General features: G+C 49.5%; 19 protein-coding genes and 1 other annotated feature. Of the genes, 9 read left to right on the top strand and 10 right to left on the bottom strand.

Annotation, left to right across the window (positions count from 1 at the left end; genetic code table 11):
* The first annotated feature begins 12 nt into the window (after nucleotides 1-12).
* The 5 genes from glf (at nucleotide 13) to ABLV07_RS04490 (ending at nucleotide 5,934) form a co-directional block, all read left to right on the top strand.
* Nucleotides 13-1,167 (top strand): UDP-galactopyranose mutase, encoded by a 1,155-nt coding sequence (gene glf, locus ABLV07_RS04470; RefSeq protein ID WP_126027222.1) that lies wholly within the window; start codon nucleotides 13-15, stop codon nucleotides 1,165-1,167.
* Nucleotides 1,164-2,057, top strand: a complete 894-nt coding sequence (locus ABLV07_RS04475) for a glycosyltransferase (RefSeq protein WP_126027223.1) — start codon at nucleotides 1,164-1,166, stop codon at nucleotides 2,055-2,057. Before glf ends, ABLV07_RS04475 begins: the two co-directional genes overlap by 4 nt.
* Nucleotides 2,058-3,200: a glycosyltransferase family 4 protein gene (locus ABLV07_RS04480; RefSeq protein WP_348853556.1), complete on the top strand. Its 1,143-nt coding sequence runs from the start codon at nucleotides 2,058-2,060 to the stop codon at nucleotides 3,198-3,200.
* 131 nt (nucleotides 3,201-3,331) lie between these two features.
* The gene (locus tag ABLV07_RS04485) at nucleotides 3,332-4,687 is read left to right on the top strand and encodes a glycosyltransferase family 2 protein (RefSeq protein WP_157195249.1); all 1,356 of its coding nucleotides are present in this window, start codon (nucleotides 3,332-3,334) and stop codon (nucleotides 4,685-4,687) included.
* A gap of 245 nt (nucleotides 4,688-4,932) precedes the next feature.
* Entirely contained in the window at nucleotides 4,933-5,934 is a 1,002-nt protein-coding gene (locus ABLV07_RS04490) for an acyltransferase (RefSeq protein WP_227541706.1), read from the top strand.
* Nucleotides 5,935-6,372: 438 nt separating this feature from the next.
* On the opposite strand, the gene hisIE is transcribed toward ABLV07_RS04490, so the two are convergent.
* From hisIE to hisL, 9 genes are all read right to left on the bottom strand, one after another.
* On the bottom strand, nucleotides 6,373-6,972 hold the full coding sequence (gene hisIE / locus ABLV07_RS04495; RefSeq protein WP_348853557.1) for a bifunctional phosphoribosyl-AMP cyclohydrolase/phosphoribosyl-ATP diphosphatase HisIE: 600 nt from the start codon (nucleotides 6,970-6,972) through the stop codon (nucleotides 6,373-6,375).
* The gene (hisF, locus tag ABLV07_RS04500) at nucleotides 6,966-7,742 is read right to left on the bottom strand and encodes an imidazole glycerol phosphate synthase subunit HisF (RefSeq protein ID WP_015365818.1); all 777 of its coding nucleotides are present in this window, start codon (nucleotides 7,740-7,742) and stop codon (nucleotides 6,966-6,968) included. The genes hisIE and hisF overlap by 7 nt, the downstream gene beginning before the upstream one ends.
* Nucleotides 7,724-8,461, bottom strand: a complete 738-nt coding sequence (gene hisA, locus ABLV07_RS04505) for a 1-(5-phosphoribosyl)-5-[(5-phosphoribosylamino)methylideneamino]imidazole-4-carboxamide isomerase (protein WP_015365819.1) — start codon at nucleotides 8,459-8,461, stop codon at nucleotides 7,724-7,726. Before hisA ends, hisF begins: the two co-directional genes overlap by 19 nt.
* Nucleotides 8,461-9,051 carry an imidazole glycerol phosphate synthase subunit HisH gene (gene hisH / locus ABLV07_RS04510; protein ID WP_020078356.1) on the bottom strand — a complete coding sequence of 197 codons (591 nt, stop codon included), beginning with the start codon at nucleotides 9,049-9,051 and terminating at the stop codon, nucleotides 8,461-8,463. The genes hisA and hisH overlap by 1 nt, the downstream gene beginning before the upstream one ends.
* Complete coding sequence (gene hisB / locus ABLV07_RS04515; RefSeq protein ID WP_047045727.1) at nucleotides 9,051-10,118, bottom strand: bifunctional histidinol-phosphatase/imidazoleglycerol-phosphate dehydratase HisB; 1,068 nt, start codon at nucleotides 10,116-10,118, stop codon at nucleotides 9,051-9,053. The genes hisH and hisB overlap by 1 nt, the downstream gene beginning before the upstream one ends.
* Complete coding sequence (gene hisC, locus ABLV07_RS04520; protein WP_045379279.1) at nucleotides 10,115-11,176, bottom strand: histidinol-phosphate transaminase; 1,062 nt, start codon at nucleotides 11,174-11,176, stop codon at nucleotides 10,115-10,117. The genes hisB and hisC overlap by 4 nt, the downstream gene beginning before the upstream one ends.
* Complete coding sequence (hisD, locus tag ABLV07_RS04525; RefSeq protein WP_348853558.1) at nucleotides 11,173-12,477, bottom strand: histidinol dehydrogenase; 1,305 nt, start codon at nucleotides 12,475-12,477, stop codon at nucleotides 11,173-11,175. Before hisD ends, hisC begins: the two co-directional genes overlap by 4 nt.
* 39 nt (nucleotides 12,478-12,516) lie before the next feature.
* Nucleotides 12,517-13,416 carry an ATP phosphoribosyltransferase gene (gene hisG, locus ABLV07_RS04530; RefSeq protein WP_015365824.1) on the bottom strand — a complete coding sequence of 300 codons (900 nt, stop codon included), beginning with the start codon at nucleotides 13,414-13,416 and terminating at the stop codon, nucleotides 12,517-12,519.
* 47 nt (nucleotides 13,417-13,463) lie between these two features.
* Nucleotides 13,464-13,586, bottom strand: a sequence feature (His leader region).
* Entirely contained in the window at nucleotides 13,562-13,612 is a 51-nt protein-coding gene (hisL, locus tag ABLV07_RS04535; protein WP_009654477.1) for a his operon leader peptide, read from the bottom strand. (Overlaps the previous feature by 25 nt.)
* Nucleotides 13,613-13,788: 176 nt before the next feature.
* On the opposite strand from hisL, the gene ABLV07_RS04540 reads away from it, so the two are divergent.
* The 3 genes from ABLV07_RS04540 to plaP all read left to right on the top strand — a co-directional run bounded on the left by ABLV07_RS04540 (nucleotide 13,789) and on the right by plaP (nucleotide 17,178).
* Nucleotides 13,789-14,613 (top strand): SDR family oxidoreductase, encoded by an 825-nt coding sequence (locus tag ABLV07_RS04540; RefSeq protein ID WP_015365825.1) that lies wholly within the window; start codon nucleotides 13,789-13,791, stop codon nucleotides 14,611-14,613.
* Between the two features lie 36 nt (nucleotides 14,614-14,649).
* A complete protein-coding gene (locus ABLV07_RS04545; protein ID WP_348853560.1) occupies nucleotides 14,650-15,531 on the top strand; it encodes a LysR substrate-binding domain-containing protein in 882 nt (293 codons plus the stop codon).
* A gap of 288 nt (nucleotides 15,532-15,819) precedes the next feature.
* Nucleotides 15,820-17,178, top strand: a complete 1,359-nt coding sequence (plaP, locus tag ABLV07_RS04550; RefSeq protein WP_015365827.1) for a putrescine/proton symporter PlaP — start codon at nucleotides 15,820-15,822, stop codon at nucleotides 17,176-17,178.
* A gap of 110 nt (nucleotides 17,179-17,288) precedes the next feature.
* Here plaP and ABLV07_RS04555 read toward each other — a convergent pair whose 3' ends face one another.
* Entirely contained in the window at nucleotides 17,289-17,600 is a 312-nt protein-coding gene (locus ABLV07_RS04555) for a helix-turn-helix domain-containing protein (protein WP_015365828.1), read from the bottom strand.
* A gap of 238 nt (nucleotides 17,601-17,838) precedes the next feature.
* Between ABLV07_RS04555 and fusA the strand changes: the two genes are divergently transcribed.
* A complete protein-coding gene (gene fusA / locus ABLV07_RS04560) occupies nucleotides 17,839-19,941 on the top strand; it encodes an elongation factor G (protein ID WP_348853562.1) in 2,103 nt (700 codons plus the stop codon).
* The last annotated feature ends 25 nt before the right edge of the window (nucleotides 19,942-19,966 follow it).

A 19,966-nucleotide genomic window follows, 5' to 3' on the forward strand; every position in this document is an offset into this window, starting at 1 on the left:
TGGAGTTATATTATGAACAGTAAAAATATTTTAATCGTTGGAGCAGGTTTTTCTGGAGCAGTTATCGCGCGCGAGCTTGCAGAACAAGGTCATCATATCAAAATCATCGATCAGCGTGACCATATTGGCGGAAACTCTTATGATGCACGCGACCCGCAAACAGATGTTATGGTCCACGTCTATGGCCCACATATTTTTCATACCGATAATGAAAAGGTATGGAATTATGTTAACCAACACGCAGAGATGATGCCATATGTGAATCGTGTTAAAGCAACCGTTAATGGGCAAGTTTACTCTCTGCCTATTAACCTGCATACGATTAATCAGTTTTTTGCGAAAACATGCTCTCCAGAGGAGGCACGTGCGCTTATTGCTGAAAAAGGGGACAGTTCCATCGTTAATCCGAAAACCTTTGAAGAACAGGCCCTTCGTTTTATTGGAAAGGAACTGTATGAGGCATTCTTCAAAGGGTATACTATTAAGCAATGGGGTATGGAACCAGCACAGCTTCCGGCATCGATTCTTAAGCGTTTGCCAGTGCGTTTTAACTATGATGATAATTATTTTAACCATAAGTTTCAGGGCATGCCGAAACTTGGTTATACAAAAATGATTGAGTCAATAATCAATCATGAAAATATTATCATTGAGCTTCAGCAGTCTTTTAATCCTGAAGATAAAGAAAAATACGATCACGTATTTTACAGCGGGCCATTGGATGCATTTTATTCTTATCAGTATGGTCGACTTGGCTACCGAACCCTGGACTTTGAAAAATTTACGTGGCAAGGGGATTTCCAAGGCTGTGCGGTAATGAATTACTGCTCGATTGATATTCCCTTTACTCGTATTACGGAGCATAAATACTTTACACCTTGGGAAACTCACGAAGGATCGGTGTGTTACAAAGAGTACAGTCGTGAATGTGGGGAGCAGGATATACCTTATTATCCTATTCGTCAGATGGGGGAGATGGCGTTACTCGATAAATATTTATCGCTGGCTGAAAATGAAAAGAATATAACCTTTGTTGGCCGTCTTGGGACTTATCGCTATCTTGATATGGATGTGACTATTGCCGAGGCTTTAATTACGGCGGATAAATATTTATCGTCAATCAGTTGTGATGAATGTATGCCTGTATTTGCGGTCCCTGTGCGATGAAATGTTCTGCATTAATAGTCACGTTTAATCGGTTGGATAAATTAAAAAGAACTTTAGCCAACACTGTAAAATTAGATTTTGCAACAATTATAATCGTTAACAATGGGTCCACGGATGGGACCCAACTTTGGTTAGATGCAATTAGAGACCCACGTGTAATTATACTTAATTTGCCATCTAACACTGGTGGTGCTGGTGGGTTTAAAGCTGGTAGTCGATACCTTTGTAACAATGTTGATACTGACTGGATTTTCTTTTATGACGATGATGCCTGGCCAGAAAGTGATGCTCTTGATAAATTCTCTCTTTTAGATAGAGATAATTGTCGGGTATTCGCCGCCTTGGTTAAGAATATCCATGGGAAGCCTTGCCCTATGAATATCCCTTTTTCGAAAGTGCCTACATCGTTTATTGAAACCTTGAAATATATCAAAAATAATGATGATTTCACTCCAGATTATGATCAGCCTTGCAGTGTTCAAACGGTTTCTTTCGTCGGTATGATAATTAGTCAGAGCTTACTATCAAAACATATAGACAGTATTCATGACGAGCTTTTTTTATATTTCGACGATCTTTATTTCGGTTACCAATTAACATTATCTAATGAACATATTCGTTATTCTCCAGAGGTCATCTTTTTCCATGATGTGAGCATTGAGGGGAAGTCTATTTATCCAGAATGGAAGGCTTATTATCTTTGCCGAAATCTGCTTTTAGCTACGAGAATACTTCCGGGAGTAAAGGTGTTTAGTAGTCTCTCAATCCTTTTGCGTTTGATAAAATATATAGCAATATTACCGTGGCAACGTAATAAAATTTTATATTTAAAATATATTTTCCGTGGTGTAATCCACGGCGTAAAAGGTATCAGCGGTAAGAACCATTAAGTGGATATAGCAATGAAAAAACTGTGTTATTTCATAAATTCAGATTGGTATTTTGATTTGCACTGGATTGATCGTGCGATGGCCGCCAGAGATGAAGGTTATGAGATTCACATCATCAGTCATTTTGTCGATGATAACGTGCTGAATAAATTTAAAACATTCGGCTTTAAGTGCCATAATATCCCACTTGAAGCTCAGTCATTTAATGTTTTAACTTTCTTGCGGGCCTTTTTGGCATCTAGAAAGATAATTAAAAAAATAAATCCTGATGTTTTACATTGTATTACTATTAAGCCTTGTTTAATTGGCGGTGTTTTGTCAAGGTATGATGAACGTCCAGTGATCGTGAGTTTTGTCGGTTTAGGACGTATATTTTCTGGTGGGACTTGTATACTTAAGTTATTGCGGTATATTACCGTTATGGCGTATAAATATATTGCCAATAATAAGCGCAGTATATTTATGTTTGAGCACAACAAGGATAGAGAAAAACTAGTTGGTTTTGTAGGAATTAACTACCATCAGACTATTGTTATAGATGGTGCCGGTATTAATCCTGAAATTTATAAATACTCTCTTGAACAGGAACGCGAGATACCAGTTGTTCTATTTGCCAGTCGAATGCTGTGGAGTAAGGGGCTTGGAGATCTAATCAAAGCCAAGAAAATCCTCAAGTCAAGAGATATTCATTTTACGCTAAATGTTGCTGGTATTTTAGTTGAAAACGATAAAGATTCCATTTCGCTTTCTGATATACAACAATGGCATAGTGAAGGTTTAATCAATTGGTTGGGAAAAAGTTCAGATGTCTATGATTTGATCCAAAAATCGAATATAGTTGCTCTACCTTCGAGTTATTCTGAAGGCGTTCCGCGCATCTTACTTGAAGCTTCATCAGTTGGGAGAGCCTGTATTGCGTACGATGTTGGCGGTTGCGACAGTCTGATAATAGATAACGATAATGGGATTATAGTTAAAAGTAATACTCCTGAGGAACTGGCGGACAAACTTGGGTTTCTATTAACTAACCCCAAAATACGGGTAGAGATGGGAATCAAAGGAAGACAACGTGTTCAGGAGAAGTTTTCTAGCAGGATGATAATTAGTAAGACCTTAAAAGCTTATCATGATGTAGTTCATTGATAATTTAAAAACTCGCCATATTATTAAAATTAAGCGATTCCTATAAAACCATATTTTATATTGTATGACTATATTGCAGACTCATTATTTACGATTCAAGGTTATAAGCCTCAAATTTTTAAGGTGATTGAATGTCTGATGAACCAATGAATGTTATTGTTTCAGTTATCATTCCTGTTTATAATGCTGCGAAGTATATTTCCGGAACTCTTGATACAATTTTATCGCAATCTTTAAAAGATATTGAAATTATTATTGTTAATGATAACTCAACTGATAATACGTTGGATGTTATAACCCAAATAGCCAGTGAGGATTCACGAGTACGGATTATAAATAATCCACTTAATGTGGGGGGAGGTGAATCCCGTAATATTGGTCTACGCAAAGCTATTGGTGAGTATGTTATTTTCCTTGATGATGATGATTATGTCACTAACGATATGTTAAAGATTATGTCTGACCAGGCTACAACTCTCAAAAGTGATGTTGTCATCTGCCGCTGTCAGTCAGTTGATTTAAGCACGAATACTTATTCTCCGATGCCTTTGTCCATACGTGAGGATTTATTGCCTAAGAAAAATGTTTTCTCCTCGCAGGAAATAGCTAACGATTTTTTTAGAGCCTTCATCTGGTGGCCATGGGATAAACTATTCAGGCGTGAAGCTATCTTAGCAATGGGCCTGGAGTTTCAAGCATTGAGAACAACAAACGATCTGTATTTCGTATGTTGTTTTATATTATTAGCGGATCGGATATCACTGGTTGATGAGATCTTGATCTCTCATACAATTAACCGCGCAGAGTCGCTTTCATCAACCAGGGAGAACTCTTGGCATTGTGCTCTGGACGCTCTAACTGCATTACATACTTTTATAGAAAGTAATAATTTACTTACTACCAGGGGTAGGGATTTCAATAATTATGCTGTTGTTTTTCTTGAGTGGAATTTAAATACAGTTTCGGGGCCATCATTTAATTTACTCTTAAATGATGTGAAATCTTTCATAATTTCATTGAATATCGATGAAGATGGCTTTTACGATGACTTTATTAAATCTGCATACCTTCGCATAATTAATCAATCGGCAGAAGAATACATTTTTTCGTTGAAGGATAGGATTCTGCATGAACTTGAACAATCGCACATGAGTGCAGAAAATTTGCAGCTCAAAGTTGATAAACTAGAACATTTAGCTTTAAATAAAGATAATGAGATTAATGACCTCAACTTGCAGATTGCAGAACTTTCTGAAAGTATAAAAATACAAACTATTAATATCACGCAACTTGAACAGTTGAATTTGAGTTTAGACAGAAATATTTATAACCTACAGCAAACTTTGGCGAAAGCTGAGAGTAACTTAAAAGAAACAACTCTGCAAATCAAATTGCTAAGGTCATCACTATCTTGGAAAATAACCAAACCTTTTAGAAATGGTAAAACTATTTTAAAAAAAATTGCTCTCAATTTGTATCGAAAGTAAGCTTTAAAAAAGTACTCGATATCCTACTATTTTTGGAGTGCGTACTATTTTTGTCGGTTATTTCTTGAACATGACCGAGGTGTTCTGTTAATCTTAGGCTTCTAACACTCAACTCTTTAAATTATAAAGATGTAGTACGTAGTTCCATCATGCTATAATAACAAATTTTTGTATTCTTTTCTTGTTTGAAATCCATCTCCATTACTAATAATAAACTCATTGTATTAAAGGAATGCCAATTGAATGTGATTAGATTTAATGCCCTCGATGGAATTCGTGGTATCTTGGCTATTATGGTCATGCTTAGCCATATGATTGGCAGTTTTGTTGGTTGGACGTCGATAAGGCCATTTAGTGGGGCTTACTTGTGTGTGGTTTATTTTTTTATTATGAGTGGTTTTGTTCTTACTTACGCGCATTCTTCTGGGAGTTTTTTTAAATATTTACTAACTCGTTTTGCACGTCTCTGGCCCTTGCATCTTATCTCTACCCTGCTAATGGTATTAATATATTATTATAATGCAAAACATGGCTACTATGTTTCCAGTGGTGACGTATTCTCTACGCTCACGATTATAAAGAATTTATTATTTCTTCATGGTATGTATTGGAACGACTTCCAATTGATTAATGAACCTTCGTGGAGTATTAGTATAGAGTTTTGGTGCTCTCTACTGATTCCTCTAATCTTCATCAAATTAAACATCTTTACCCGGAGCGTTATTGCCTCTGTGATTTTCGTGTTCATGTGGAGCAAGTTTTCGTCTGGGATACCGCCATCTTTTCTTACCGCTGTCCTTTCAATGTTAGTTGGGTCCTTGTGTTTTTCTATTACTCAAACTTCACCTTTTTTGAGTATTATTAAAGAGCGTTTTACATCTCTTTTTATTACTGTAGCTGTGGTTGCCAGTATTATTGGTGTATACGCAATGAATCATAGTCGCCTCGATTACTTTCTATTTATGGTTTTTATACCTGTATTATTCATCGATTATCTAGCAGATGAGAAAATAATAAAAAAAATATTCACTTCAAATTTGTTTCTTTTTTTAGGCTACATAAGTTTTCCTCTCTATTTGTTACATGAGTTGATTATTGTCTCAGGATTCATATTCGATGAAAAGAATGTCTGGACATCCATATCTATGTCAGCTATGGCTGCTATATTTATCGCCTATTTATATGCGCGATTTATTGATTATCCACTCTATCGTTACTTAAAAAAACTTATTTCTAAAATAAACTAACGTGGTGACTGAGCTTTTGGTTTAAGTTTACCTGCATGGGGTAAATATTCCGCGCTCTGCTATTTCTCATTTTTCTGGATGTTTCCTGTGGTGGTGGTTAAAAAAGTAAGTATCTCGTTGGTTCGTCTTTCTTAAAATGTAAGAGTTGGTAAATAAATCCACTACTGATAAAGATTATAAACTGCATTGCTATCTAACTAAATCGTGGCGATGAATGCTCAATTAGAAGGTTTATATCTATTAGTAAAAATATCCAGTAATTTTTGATGCACCACGTGCCAGGTTATGAGGTAGATAAGAGCGCAATTAAACTATTTTATAATTTTCTTTAATCGAGGGAGAGCCTATTTCAGCTACAGATGTTGTGAAATGGAGGCTCTCAAACTCACTGCTAATTGCGCTATACGGGCGCAATGGATACTATCAGTTAGGCTGTTTTTACTTATGCCTGTTGCGTAAGTTTTCCACGATATCGGTCAAATTCAGCCCCTGGTCCTGCAACAGCACCAGCAGGTGATACATCAGGTCTGACGCCTCATTCTTCAGTTCAAACTTGTCATTTACCGTCGCGGCCAGCGCGGTCTCCACGCCTTCTTCTCCCACTTTCTGCGCAATACGTTTGGTGCCGCTGGCATACAGTTTCGCAGTGTATGAGCTCTCCGGGTCGGCATGCTTGCGCTCGGCCAGCAGTTGTTCCAGTTGATAGAGGAACAACCACTGGTGTCCGGTTTCCCCGAAGCAGCTTGACGTCCCTTTGTGGCAGGTCGGGCCTATCGGGTCGACCAATACTAGCAAGGTATCGTTATCGCAATCCGGGGTGATGCTGACCACATTAAGAAAGTTGCCGGAGGTTTCACCCTTTGTCCACAGGCGCTGTTTGGTGCGCGAGTAGAAGGTCACTTTGCCGCTTTCTTGCGTTTTCGCCAGCGCGTCCTCATTCATATATCCCAGCATTAACACTTCGCCAGATTCAGCGTGCTGTATGATGGCCGGCATCATGCCGTCGGTTTTTTGCCAATCCAGCTGTTCACTCAACATACCCTGATCTCCACGCCCTGGGCTGCCAGGAACGTTTTTAATTCGCCAATATTAATAATCTGTTTATGGAATACGGAAGCGGCGAGGGCGCCATCGACGTTGGCGTCGCGGAAGGCCTCAAGGAAGTGCTCCATGGTTCCGGCGCCGCCGGAGGCAATTAACGGAACGTTACACACTTCACGGACCTTTCTGAGCTGATCCAGATCGTAACCGTTGCGCACGCCGTCCTGGTTCATCATGTTGAGGACGATTTCTCCCGCTCCGCGTTTTTGTACTTCCTGCACCCAATCCAGCGTCTCCCATTGGGTGACGCGAGTCCGGCTCTCATCGCCGGTGTACTGATTAACGTGATATTTACCGGTTTGTTCATCAAACCAGGTATCGATACCTACCACGATGCACTGCACGCCAAAGCGATCGGCGAGGCGGGTAATTAACGTTGGATCCGCAAGCGCAGGCGAGTTAATTGAAATTTTATCTGCGCCGAAGGAGAGGATCTGCGCTGCGTCTTCCAGAGATTTAATCCCGCCCGCGACGCAGAATGGAATATCAATCACTTCCGCCACGCGCGAAACCCAACTTTTATCGACTACCCGACCATCGCTGGAGGCGGTGATATCGTAGAACACCAGTTCATCCGCGCCTTCATCGGCATAGCGTTTTGCCAGCGGCACAATATCGCCGATAATTTCGTGATTGCGGAACTGTACGCCTTTCACTACCTGGCCGTCGCGGACGTCAAGGCAGGGGATTATCCGTTTTGCCAGCATTGGATAGCCTCCGTTACGTTGAATTTACCTTCCAGCAGCGCGCGGCCGACGATCACGCCGCGAACGCCGGTTCCGCGCAGCGCGGCAATATCGTTGAGACCGCCGATCCCACCGGAAGACTGGAACGCCACCTGCGGATAACGTGCGCAGACTTCTTCATACAGTGAGACGTTGGAACCCGCGAGAGTGCCATCGCGGGAGATATCGGTACACAGCACATGTTGCAAGCCGACCGGCAGATAGCTCTCCACTAGCTCTTCCAGAGTGACGCCAGAGTTTTCCTGCCAGCCGCTCACCGCCACCTGTTTATTGCCATCGGCATCAATGCGTACGTCCAGCGCCAGTACCAGATGTTCGGGGCCAAAGCGTTTAAACCAGGCTTTGACCACCTCCGGCGATTTTACCGCCGTTGAACCGACCACCACGCGCGCCACGCCGGCGTCAAGCAGTGCGGCAACGTCTTCTTCTGTACGTACGCCGCCGCCGACCTGTACCGGTACCGTAACGCCGGCGACTAAGGTCTTAAGCAGCGGAATCTGGCGTTTTGCCGGATCTTTTGCTCCGGTCAGATCGACCAGGTGCAATACTTCCGCGCCCTGGTCTGCATAGGATTGCAGGCGTGGTAACGGATCGTTGCCATAGTCGCGTTGCTGGCCGTAGTCGCCCTGATGCAGGCGCACCACGGTACCGTCAATTAAATCTAAAGCTGGAATGATCATTACATCTCCAGGAAATTTTTTAGCAGCTGCGCACCGGCGCTACCTGAGCGCTCAGGGTGGAACTGTACGCCAAAGAAGTTATCTTTCTGCACCGCTGCGGTGAAGGCCTCGCCGTAGTTGCATTGCGCGATAGTGTACGGGTTGACCGGCATGGCGTAGCTATGGACGAAATAGAAATAAGCGCCTTCTTCAATGCCGCGGAACAGGCGATCGCCGGCTTTGGCATACACCCGGTTCCATCCCATATGCGGCAGCGGCAGTCCGTGATCGGTCATTTTCGGCACCTCTTCATCAATAATGCCCAGCAGCTCGACGCCGTTTGTCTCTTCGCTGCGGCTCCCGAGTAACTGCATGCCAAGACAGATCCCCAGCACCGGCTGGGTACAAGCTTTAATAAGCTCAATGAGTTCGCGTTCGCGCAGCTGATCCATCGCAGCCTGCGCGGTGCCGACGCCGGGCAGAAAAAGTTTATCGGCGCGTAGAACAACATCCGGCTCGCGGCTGACCACTGGCTCATAGCCGTGGCGGCTCACCGCAGATTTCACCGAGTTGAGGTTGGCGCACCCGGTATCGAGGATCACCACGTTCATCACAATACCCCTTTTGACGATGGCAACGTGTCGCCCTGGACCCGAATGGCCTGGCGCAGCGTACGACCGAAGGCTTTGAACAGGCTCTCGACGCGGTGATGATCGTTTTTACCTTTGGTTTTCAGGTGCAGCGTCACCGCCATGGTATAGGAGAGCGAGCGGAAGAAGTGTTCGACCATCTCGGTGCTCAGGTCGCCAACGCGCTGATAGGTGAAGTCAGCTTTATATTCGAGGTGCGGACGGCCAGAGATATCCAGCGCGCACCGCGCCAGGCACTCATCCATCGGCAGCACAAAGCCAAAGCGGTTAATGCCGCGCTTATCACCCAGCGCCAGCTTCAACGCTTCGCCTAACGCCAGGCCGGTATCTTCTACGGTGTGGTGATCGTCGATGTAAAGATCGCCGCCGACGTTAATTTCCAGGCGAAAGCCGCCGTGGGTGGCGATCTGATCGAGCATGTGATCGAAGAAACCAACGCCGGTGTGGATCTTACTGCCACCTTCACGGTCCAGCCAGACTTTAACGTCAACCTGGGTCTCTTTGGTGATGCGCTCAACGTGAGCATAGCGGTCGCGACGGGTCAGCTGTTCGCAGATGGTCGGCCAGTTCAGCGTTTCACTGTTATAGCGCAGGCCGGTGATGCCCATGTTATCCGCCAACTCGATATCGGTGGCGCGATCGCCGATGACGTAACTGTGGGCTTTATCCATTACGCCGTCTTCCAGCCACGGCAATACCATCTGGGTCTTCGGCTTGCGGCAGTCACAGTTATCACCAGGCATGTGCGGGCAGATCAGGACGGATTCAAAGTTAACGCCCTGCGAGGAGAAGACCTGCATCATCAGGTTGTGTGGGCCGTCGAATTCCTCCTGCGGCAGGCTTTCGGTACCAAGGCCGTCCTGGTTGGTGATCATCACCAGCTTATAGCCTTCCTGCTGCAGCTTAAGCAGCGCCGGGATCACCTGCGGCTCGAAGGCCAGTTTTTCAAACCGGTCTACCTGAAAATCAACCGGCGGTTCAGAGATAAGCGTACCGTCACGGTCAATAAAGAGAAACTTCTGGGTCATACATTCTCCGCAGTCAAAGCGTCAATCACGCGCTGGCTCTCTGCACGGGTACCGATAGTGATACGCAAACAGCCGCTTAATGAGGGTTGTTTATTTTGGTCACGTAAGATAATGCCCTGATCCCACAAAGATTTAAACACCGCGCTGGAGGCGGTTATCCGCGCCAGCAGGTAGTTGGTCTCGGAATCGAACACCTGTTCGACGCAGGCGATCTCGCGCAGCGCATCGACCAGGTATGCGCGTTCATCCAGGATCTGCGCCACGCGTGCGCGCATAGCGGCAATGCCTGCCGGGCTTAATGCCTGGGCGGCGATATCGGCGACCGGCGTCGAGAGCGGATAAGGTGCGATGACTTTTAGCAGTACATTAATTACCTCTGCGTTAGCCAGCGTAAAACCGCAGCGCAACCCCGCCAGCGCAAAGGCTTTCGATAAGGTGCGCAGGATAACCAGGTGCGGGTATTCATTTAGCCAACCAGCGAGCGACGCCTGCGGGCAGAACTCAATATAGGCTTCATCCGCTACCACGATAGCTTTACCGCGCGTCATTTCCAGCAGGGCGCGGAAATCTTGCGGATTGATTATCTGCCCGGTTGGATTATTCGGGCTGCAGACAAACACTACTTTCACGCCGGTGAGATTGGCCTCGATACCTGGCAAATCGAGCTGCCAGTCGGCGAGCGTCGGCACCGTGCGGCACTCAACGCCGATGGTTTCGGCGCTGACGCTGTACATGCCGTAGGTAGGCGGGCAATAAAGGACCGCGTCCTCGCCGGGTTCGCAAAAAGCGCGGATCAATAACTCGATACCTTCGTCAGCCCCGCGGCTCACCAGTACCTGCTCTGGTTTTACGCCGGCATATTGCGCGTAGTTTTCGATAACCGCTTTCGGCTGTGGTTCCGGATAGCGGTTTAACGTCTGTTCGGTCAACTGGAATTCCACGGCGGTGGGGAATTCGTTGGCGTTCAACCACACGTCGCCTTTTCCCCCAAGACGGCGGGCGGATTGATACGGCGTCAGCGCGCGAATATTGGCGCGGGCTAAGTCTTCAATGCTCATGCTTGCTCCTTAAGGGCGGCTACGCGCAGCATTACGGCGTTTTTGTGGGCGGTCAGCAGTTCGGCTGCGGCCAGGATCTCGATAGTCGGGGCGAGGGAGGCGAAGCCTTCACGCGTCAGCTCCTGTACGGTCATGCGCTTTTGGAAATCCGCCAGACCGAGGCTGGAACAGGTGGCAGTGTAGCCGTAGGTCGGCAGCACGTGGTTGGTGCCGGAGGCGTAATCACCTGCCGATTCTGGCGACCAGTCGCCGAGGAATACCGAACCAGCGCTGGTAATGCCGTCAACCAGTTCACGGGCGTTGCGGGTCTGGATAATCAGGTGCTCAGGTCCGTACTGATTTGAGATCTCTACACATTGCGCGAGATCGCGAGCGACAATAATACGGCTGGCGGAAAGCGCTTCACGTGCGGTTTCAGCACGCGGCAGGGCAGCCAACTGACGTTCAACCGCTGCGGCGACCCGGGAGCCCATGTCGGCGTCGGGGGTCAGCAGGATAACCTGGGAATCCGGGCCATGTTCCGCCTGGGAGAGTAAATCGGAGGCGACGAAATCTGGCGTTGCGCCGCCGTCGGCAATCACCAGAACCTCCGACGGGCCGGCAGGCATATCGATAGCCGCGCCGTCGAGGCGCTGGCTGACCTGGCGCTTGGCCTCGGTGACGAAGGCGTTGCCAGGGCCAAAGATTTTAGCGACTTTCGCCACCGATTCGGTGCCGAAGGCCATTGCCGCGATAGCCTGCGCGCCGCCGACGTTAAAGATATTACGCACGCCGCACAGCTGCGCCGCATAAAGAATTTCATCGGCAATCGGCGGCGGCGAACACAGCACCACTTCCTGACAGCCGGCAATGCGAGCTGGCGTTGCCAGCATTAGCACCGTTGAAAACAGCGGCGCCGAGCCGCCCGGAATATATAAGCCGACAGAGGCGATAGGGCGGGTAAGCTGCTGGCAGCGTACGCCGGGCTGGGTCTCAACATCGACAACCTGCAACCGCTGTGCGTTGTGAAAGGTCTCGATATTGTTGACCGCTACCGCCATCGCTTGTTTGAGTTCGTCGCTGAGACGCGCGCCGGCAGCGGCAATTTCTTCGTCAGATACTTTCAGCGCCGTGACGGTGGTTTTATCGAATTTGGCGCTATATTCGCGTAAAGCGGCATCGCCATTCTCTTTAACGTTGCCGAGGATCCCGGCTACCGTTTTGCTGATGCTCTCGGAAGCTGAAATCGCCGGGCGCATTAAGAGTTGTTGCTGTTGTGCGGCGCTGCAGCTATTCCAGTCGATAATGGTATTGAAGCTCATAGTCATTTCCCCTGTTTGTCCCGTATGCGGATAGCTGGATTACTCCATCATCTTCTCGATCGGCAGCACCAGGATGGAGCTGGCGCCAAGCGCTTTCAGTTTTTCCATGGTTTCCCAGAACAGAGTTTCGCTGCTGACCATGTGCATCGCTACCCGCTGTTTATCGCCCGCCAGCGGCAGAATAGTTGGTCGTTCGGCGCCCGGCAGCAGCGCCACCACTTCCTCCAGCCGTTCGGTCGGCGCGTGCATCATGATGTATTTCGATTCGCGGGCCTGGATAACCCCCTGAATGCGGGTCAGCAGACGGTCGATCAGCTGCTGTTTCGCCTCGTCCATCTCGCCGTCGCGCTGGATCAGGCAGGCTTTGGAACGATAAATAACTTCAACTTCGCGCAGGCCGTTAGCTTCAAGGGTTGCGCCGGTAGAAACGAGATCGCAGATGGCGTCGGCAAGGCCAGCGCGCGGGGCGACTTCGACAGAACCGTTTAGCAGACAGGATTTAAAGGAGATACCTTTCTGATCGAGATAGCGTTTTAACAGGTGCGGGTAAGAGGTGGCGATGCGTTTGCCGTCCAGCGCCGCCGGGCCATTCCAGTTTTCATCCACAGGTGTCGCAAGCGACAGACGGCATCCGCCAAAGTCCAGACGACGCAGGGTAAAGTAGCGCGGGTCTTCGCCCTGCGCGCGGCGGCTCAGCAGTTCTTCTTCCAGCACGTTCTCGCCGATAATGCCAAGGTCGACAACGCCGTCCATCACCAGCCCCGGAATATCGTCATCGCGAACGCGCAGAATATCGATCGGCATGTTTTCCGCAAGGGCGATCAGACGCTGGGTGTGCAGGTTGACTTTAATGCCGCAGCGGCCGAGCAGTTCGCGTGAATCTTCACTCAAACGGCCGGATTTCTGAATAGCTATGCGTAAACGGGTGTTGTCTAACATTGTTGTTTTCCTCTGAATACCTGTCTGAATCTGTCCGAATTCGGTCCAAAAAAAAGCCCCCGGAAGTGAATCTTCCGGGGGCTCTCTTTGCGTTCATGCACCACTGGAAGATCCAAACGTCTTCCAGCACACATCGCCTGAAAGACTAGTCAGGATGATGGTGATGATGGTGGTTTTTAAATTGAACGCTGTTCATAAAATTCTCTTTGAATGACTATGCATTTGATGTCTTTTAACCTAAACCAGTTGCGGCGCATAAAGCAAGCCCTTTTTTCCATCATTAATTCATTTCATATTCGTCGAACAAATTGTCAGGTCTCGCGGGCTAGCGTAGCCTAGTATCAGCACAGCGAATGAGTCAGGAGCCAGGGTATGAAAAAGGTCGCGATTGTCGGGTTAGGGTGGCTGGGCATGCCGCTTGCGTTGTCATTGCGCGCGCGCGGTTGGCATGTCACCGGCAGTAAAACGACGCAGGACGGCGTGGAGGCGGCGCGGATGTGCGGTATTGAAGGATATCCGCTGCGTCTTGAACCCCAGCTGATCTGTGAGGCTGAGGATCTGGACGCGATGATGAACGTCGATGCGCTGGTTATCACGTTACCTGCGCGGCGCACGGGCCCCGGGGAAGATTTTTATCTACAGGCGGTGCAGGAGATTGTTGATACCGCGCTCTCGCGGCATATTCCACGCATTATTTTTACCAGTTCGACCTCGGTTTATGGCAATACTGAAGGGACGATGAAGGAAAATTCGCCGCGCAATCCACAAACCGCCAGCGGCAGGGTACTGAAAGAGTTGGAAGACTGGCTGCATGCGTTGCCGGGCACCTCGGTGGATATTCTGCGTCTCGCCGGGTTGGTTGGGCCATCGCGCCATCCGGGCCGTTTCTTTGCCGGTAAATCGGCCCCGGATGGCCAGCACGGGGTCAATCTGGTGCATCTGCAGGACGTTATTGCCGCGATTGAGCTATTGCTTCAGGCCCCGAAAGGCGGACACATCTATAATATATGTGCGCCGCAGCATCCGGCGCGCGGCGTCTTTTATCCGCAGATGGCCCGTGAACTTGGGCTGCCGTTACCGGTATTTACCGATAACCCGGAGGGGGGTAAAGGCAAAATCATTGATGGCAACCGGATATGCTATGAGCTTGGCTTTGAATACCAGTACCCCGATCCGCTGGTGATGCCAATGGAGTAATCGCCAGCAGACGATCGCGTACCGTAAGGGGGGGCGATGAAACCACTGCTGGATGTTCTCGTAATTCTTGATGCCTTAGAAAAAGAGGGGAGCTTTGCCGCGGCTTCGGCAAAGCTCTATAAAACCCCCTCGGCGCTGAGCTATACCATCCATAAATTAGAAAGCGATCTGAATATCCAACTGCTGGATCGCAGCGGTCATCGGGCGCGCTTTACTTGCACCGGGCAGATGCTGCTGGAGAAAGGACGTGAGCTACTCCATACCGCTCGCGAACTTGAGATGCAGGCCATCAGGCTACATCAGGGCTGGGAAAATACCCTGACCATCAGTGTCGATATGACTTTTCCTTTCTCTCTTTTAACTTCACTGATGGAACAGTTTTATCAACAACGCAACGTGACCCGTTTGCAGTTCACTAGCGCTGGCGGTTGGGATGCTCTGGCGGCAGGCGAGGTCGACATGGTGCTGGGCGCGCTTAACGAGCCGCCAACGCTGGTGGGTTATGGTTTTAGTCTGCTTGGCGATGTGGCTCTGTGTTTTGTGGTCGCGATTAATCATCCACTGGCGCAGGCTAAGGAACCGTTGAATTTGCGGGTGTTACAGCGATATCGGGCGATTATTTGCAATGCCGGGTTGCTGCAAAGCGAAAAGCAGGAGAGTGTGACGGTTTATGATATGAATAGCCTGCTGGAGCTGGTATGCGCCGGCCTGGGCTGGGCTTACCTGCCGCGCTATCTGGCAGAGGCCTGGCTGGAGAATGGAAAATTGGTCGAGAAACGTATTAGCACACCTGCGCGGCTGCATCGGGCATGGATTGGCTGGAATGAAGACGTTTTTGGCCTTGCCGCGCAATGGTGGTTAGAAGCGATATTAGCAAATAGTGCTATTCGTCAGATCTACAATACTAAAATAGTATGAATATTAGGCGGTTAGAATTCTTAGCCTATTAATAAACCTTTCAACATCTTGTCATTAAGCCAGAAGTTGTTGCAAAATACGCAGCCTGAAAACCAGAGACTAGCCGACGCTTTTTTTAAAGTGTCGGTTATTTTTTTGGTCGAAAGACACATCATTCAATACCAAGAGGCCGGGCTTCGTACCGGATAGATATTTACTAAAAACCGACAGTCGTTGTCGCTGAGGAATAGAAAGAAATGGGGCAATTTTTTGCTTACGCGCTGGCCTTCGCCGTAAAAGGGGATAACTATGTCGCATAACGCTACTCCAAATACCTCTCGCGTGGAATTACGTAAAACCCTTACGTTAGTTCCGGTTGTAATGATGGGCCTGGCCTATATGCAGCCGATGACGCTGTTCGATACGTTTGGTATCGTCTCTGGTATGACCGACGGTCACGTGCCGACGGCCTACGCCTTTGCGTTAATCGCTATTCTTTTTACTGCGCTGAGCTACGGGAAGCTGGTACGCCGTTATCCTTCCGCGGGTTCCGCGTATACCTACGCCCAGAAATCCATTAGCCCGACCGTTGGCTTCATGGTGGGTTGGTCTTCTCTGCTCGACTACCTGTTCGCGCCGATGATCAACATCCTGTTGGCGAAAATCTACTTTGAAGCGCTGGTGCCTTCGATTCCATCGTGGGTGTTTGTTATCGCGCTGGTCGCGTTCATGACCGCCTTTAACCTGCGCAGCATCAAGTCCGTCGCCAACTTCAACACCGTTATCGTGGTGCTGCAGGTGGTACTGATTGCCGTGATCCTCGGCATGGTGGTGTATGGCGTATTTGAAGGCGAGGGCGCCGGTACGCTGGCCAGCAGTCGTCCGTTCTGGTCCGGCGATGCGCACGTTATCCCGATGATTACCGGGGCGACGATTCTCTGCTTCTCATTTACCGGCTTTGACGGCATCAGCAATCTGTCTGAAGAGACCAAAGATGCAGAACGCGTTATTCCGCGCGCTATCTTCCTGACTGCGCTGATTGGCGGCCTGATCTTCATTTTTGCCACCTACTTCCTGCAGCTGTACTTCCCGGATATCTCGCGCTTTAAGGATCCGGATGCCTCACAGCCTGAAATTATGCTGTATGTGGCAGGTAAAGCCTTCCAGGTAGGCGCGCTGATCTTCTCCACCATCACCGTGCTGGCTTCCGGTATGGCGGCGCATGCTGGCGTTGCGCGTCTGATGTACGTGATGGGCCGTGATGGCGTATTCCCGAAAAGCTTCTTCGGCTACGTGCATCCGACCTGGCGCACCCCGGCGATGAACATCATCCTGGTTGGCGCGATCGCGCTGCTGGCGATTAACTTTGACCTGGTGATGGCGACTGCGCTGATTAACTTCGGTGCGCTGGTGGCGTTCACCTTCGTTAACCTGTCGGTTATCTCGCAGTTCTGGATCCGCGAGAAACGCAACAAGACGCTGAAAGACCACTTCCAGTATCTGTTCCTGCCGATGTGCGGCGCTCTGACCGTTGGCGCGCTGTGGGTTAACCTGGAAGAGAGCTCGATGATCCTGGGTCTGATCTGGGCCGGTATCGGTCTGATTTACCTGGCGTGCGTAACCAAAAGCTTCCGCAACCCGGTACCGCAGTACGAAGACGTTGCATAATTACGCTTTATGATAGAAAAGCCGGAGGGAGACCTCCGGCTTTTTTGTTTCTGGCGTCCGCTGGTTTTCCCCTCTGGCGGCTGTCGCTTTACCGGGGGCATAGGGATGGCTTACTTCTCCTGTCGCATCACATTAAGCAGCGTATCCAACAGCCCTGGAAAACGGGCATCCAAATCGTCGCGGCGAAGCGAAATGAGATTTTCCCGCCCCTGAGGGCGTTGCCAGATCACGCCGCTGTCGCGCAGCACCCGCCAGTGGTGAGTCATGGTGGATTTAGCGATATCTTCTTTGCGCAATGCGTTACAACTCTGCTCGCTGCCGTCGGAGAGCGTGCGAATGATTTCCAGCCGCAAGGGGTTGCCCAGGGCAAAAAGAACATTTTCGAGGCGAATTTGTTCACGTTCGGGGTGATTGGCGATCATAATATTCCTGTGTCGGCGGTTGTGCTGTTCACGCGAACAGCAACCCGTATCGGCGGCTGGCGGCTACTATACCCAAACTCCTTTTCTTGCGCCACGCGCGCCGTCGCAAGCTGACCGATAGCAGTGATAGTGAAAATAGTTCGAATATACTCGTACAGTTGTACTATTATAGATGCCGTAAACCTAACCGCGGCAGATTTAGCCGCTCATTGACAGTCAAAATGACTAAGGACGCATCATGCCCCGACCCATCCCCCTCGAACGTTATCGCAACATCGGTATCTCCGCGCATATCGATGCCGGCAAAACCACCACCACTGAGCGCATTCTGTTTTACACCGGGATGAGCCATAAGCTGGGTGAAGTACACGATGGCGCGGCAACTACCGACTGGATGGCGCAGGAGCAGGAGCGTGGGATTACCATTACTTCCGCAGCGGTAAGCTGCTTCTGGCCCGGGATGGACCGAAGCTTTGAGCCCCATCGTATCAATATCATTGATACCCCGGGGCACGTGGACTTTACCATCGAAGTAGAACGTTCGATGCGCGTGCTGGACGGCGCGGTGATGGTCTATGACTCGGTCGGCGGCGTACAGCCGCAGTCGGAGACCGTCTGGCGGCAGGCTAATAAGTATCACGTCCCGCGCTTGGCGTTCGTTAACAAAATGGACCGCCCGGGGGCCGATTTCTTCCGCGTGGTGCAAATGATGATCGATCGCCTGAAGGCCAATCCGGTGCCGATTGTTATCCCCATTGGCGCCGAAGAGCATTTTACCGGCGTCGTCGACCTGATAAAGATGCGGGCCATTCTGTGGGATGATGCAACGCAGGGGATGACGTTCAGCTATGCGCCTGTGCCTGATGACCTGCTGCCGACGGCTCAGGAGTGGCGGGAAAAAATGGTTTCGGCTGCGGCGGAAGCCAGTGATGAGCTGATGGATAAATATCTCGAAAGCGGTGAACTGAGCGAAGCGGAAATGGTGGCCGGGCTACGTAAACGCACGGTTGGCGGCGAAATCCAGCCGGTGCTCTGCGGCAGCGCCTTTAAAAATAAAGGCGTGCAGCGGATGCTCGATGCGGTCGTTGAGTTAATGCCGTCGCCGCTGGATATTCCGGCGATTCAGGGCATTGATGATAAGGGGGAACCGGCGGAGCGTCACCCGAGCGACGATGAGCCGCTGTCGGCGCTGGCGTTTAAACTCATGACCGATCCCTACGTCGGCCAGTTGACCTTTATTCGCGTCTATTCCGGGACGTTGAAAAAAGGCGATGCGGTCTTTAACCCGGTGAAGGGCAAGAAAGAGCGTATCGGGCGCATCGTGCTGATGCATGCCAACGATCGCCACGAAGTCGACGAGCTGCATGCCGGTGATATTGCCGCCTGTGTTGGTCTAAAAGATGTCACGACGGGCGATACGCTGTGCGATCCGGATGCGGTCATCACTCTTGAGCGTATGGAGTTCCCGGAACCGGTCATTTCGCTGGCGATTGAACCGAAGACCAAGGCCGACCAGGAGAAAATGGGCATTGCGCTACAGCGGTTGGCTTCCGAGGATCCGTCGTTCCGCTTGCATACCGATGAAGAGTCCGGGCAGACGATTATCTCCGGGATGGGGGAGTTGCATCTGGAGATTATCGTCGACCGCATGAAACGCGAGTTCGGCGTTGAGGCGAATATTGGCCGTCCGCAGGTTACCTATCGGGAAACCATCCGTAAAACGGTGAAGGATGTGGAAGGCAAATTTGTGCGTCAGTCCGGCGGTAAGGGGCAGTATGGGCACGTCGTGCTGACCCTGGAGCCATTGGCGGCGGGGAGCGGCTTTGTGTTTGAAGATGCCACCAAAGGCGGAGTCGTACCGCGTGAATACATCCCTTCTGTGGAAAAAGGGCTGCGTGAAGCGATGGGCACCGGCGTGCTGGCGGGCTATCCGGTTGTCGACGTTAAAGCGACCCTAACGTTTGGTTCGTATCATGACGTCGACTCCTCCGAAATGGCTTTCCGTATGGCGGCGATTTTCGGCTTTAAGGAAGGGGCGCGAAAAGCGGACCCGGTGATCCTGGAGCCGGTGATGCACGTCGAGGTGGAGACGCCGGAAGAGTACGCCGGCAATATTATGGGCGATCTCTCTTCCCGTCGCGGAATGGTGCAGGGGATGGAGGAGCGTTTCGGTAGCCAGATTATTCGCGCCGATGTGCCGCTGGCCGAAATGTTCGGTTATTCCACCACGCTGCGCTCGATGTCGCAGGGTCGCGCGACCTATAGCATGGAGTTCCATCATTACGCAGAAGCGCCGCGTAACGTGGCCGACGATATCATCGCCAGCCGCGCGAAAAGTTAAGTTAGTACTCCCGGGCTACGGTGAC

It is taken from the genome of Klebsiella sp. CN_Kp097 (assembly GCF_040064495.1).
In the GTDB taxonomy this organism is placed as follows: domain Bacteria; phylum Pseudomonadota; class Gammaproteobacteria; order Enterobacterales; family Enterobacteriaceae; genus Klebsiella; species Klebsiella aerogenes.

What these genes read in the sequence shown, in the direction of transcription:
- glf (WP_126027222.1), top strand. Translation starts at nt 13, where the DNA reads ATGAACAGTAAAAATATTTTAATCGTTGGAGCAGGTTTTTCTGGAGCA.
- ABLV07_RS04475 (WP_126027223.1), top strand. Translation starts at nt 1,164, where the DNA reads ATGAAATGTTCTGCATTAATAGTCACGTTTAATCGGTTGGATAAATTA.
- ABLV07_RS04485 (WP_157195249.1), top strand. Translation starts at nt 3,332, where the DNA reads ATGTCTGATGAACCAATGAATGTTATTGTTTCAGTTATCATTCCTGTT.
- hisIE (WP_348853557.1), bottom strand. Translation starts at nt 6,972, where the DNA reads ATGTTGAGTGAACAGCTGGATTGGCAAAAAACCGACGGCATGATGCCG.
- hisF (WP_015365818.1), bottom strand. Translation starts at nt 7,742, where the DNA reads ATGCTGGCAAAACGGATAATCCCCTGCCTTGACGTCCGCGACGGCCAG.
- hisA (WP_015365819.1), bottom strand. Translation starts at nt 8,461, where the DNA reads ATGATCATTCCAGCTTTAGATTTAATTGACGGTACCGTGGTGCGCCTG.
- hisH (WP_020078356.1), bottom strand. Translation starts at nt 9,051, where the DNA reads ATGAACGTGGTGATCCTCGATACCGGGTGCGCCAACCTCAACTCGGTG.
- hisB (WP_047045727.1), bottom strand. Translation starts at nt 10,118, where the DNA reads ATGACCCAGAAGTTTCTCTTTATTGACCGTGACGGTACGCTTATCTCT.
- hisC (WP_045379279.1), bottom strand. Translation starts at nt 11,176, where the DNA reads ATGAGCATTGAAGACTTAGCCCGCGCCAATATTCGCGCGCTGACGCCG.
- hisD (WP_348853558.1), bottom strand. Translation starts at nt 12,477, where the DNA reads ATGAGCTTCAATACCATTATCGACTGGAATAGCTGCAGCGCCGCACAA.
- hisG (WP_015365824.1), bottom strand. Translation starts at nt 13,416, where the DNA reads ATGTTAGACAACACCCGTTTACGCATAGCTATTCAGAAATCCGGCCGT.
- ABLV07_RS04540 (WP_015365825.1), top strand. Translation starts at nt 13,789, where the DNA reads ATGAAAAAGGTCGCGATTGTCGGGTTAGGGTGGCTGGGCATGCCGCTT.
- ABLV07_RS04545 (WP_348853560.1), top strand. Translation starts at nt 14,650, where the DNA reads ATGAAACCACTGCTGGATGTTCTCGTAATTCTTGATGCCTTAGAAAAA.
- plaP (WP_015365827.1), top strand. Translation starts at nt 15,820, where the DNA reads ATGTCGCATAACGCTACTCCAAATACCTCTCGCGTGGAATTACGTAAA.
- ABLV07_RS04555 (WP_015365828.1), bottom strand. Translation starts at nt 17,600, where the DNA reads ATGATCGCCAATCACCCCGAACGTGAACAAATTCGCCTCGAAAATGTT.
- fusA (WP_348853562.1), top strand. Translation starts at nt 17,839, where the DNA reads ATGCCCCGACCCATCCCCCTCGAACGTTATCGCAACATCGGTATCTCC.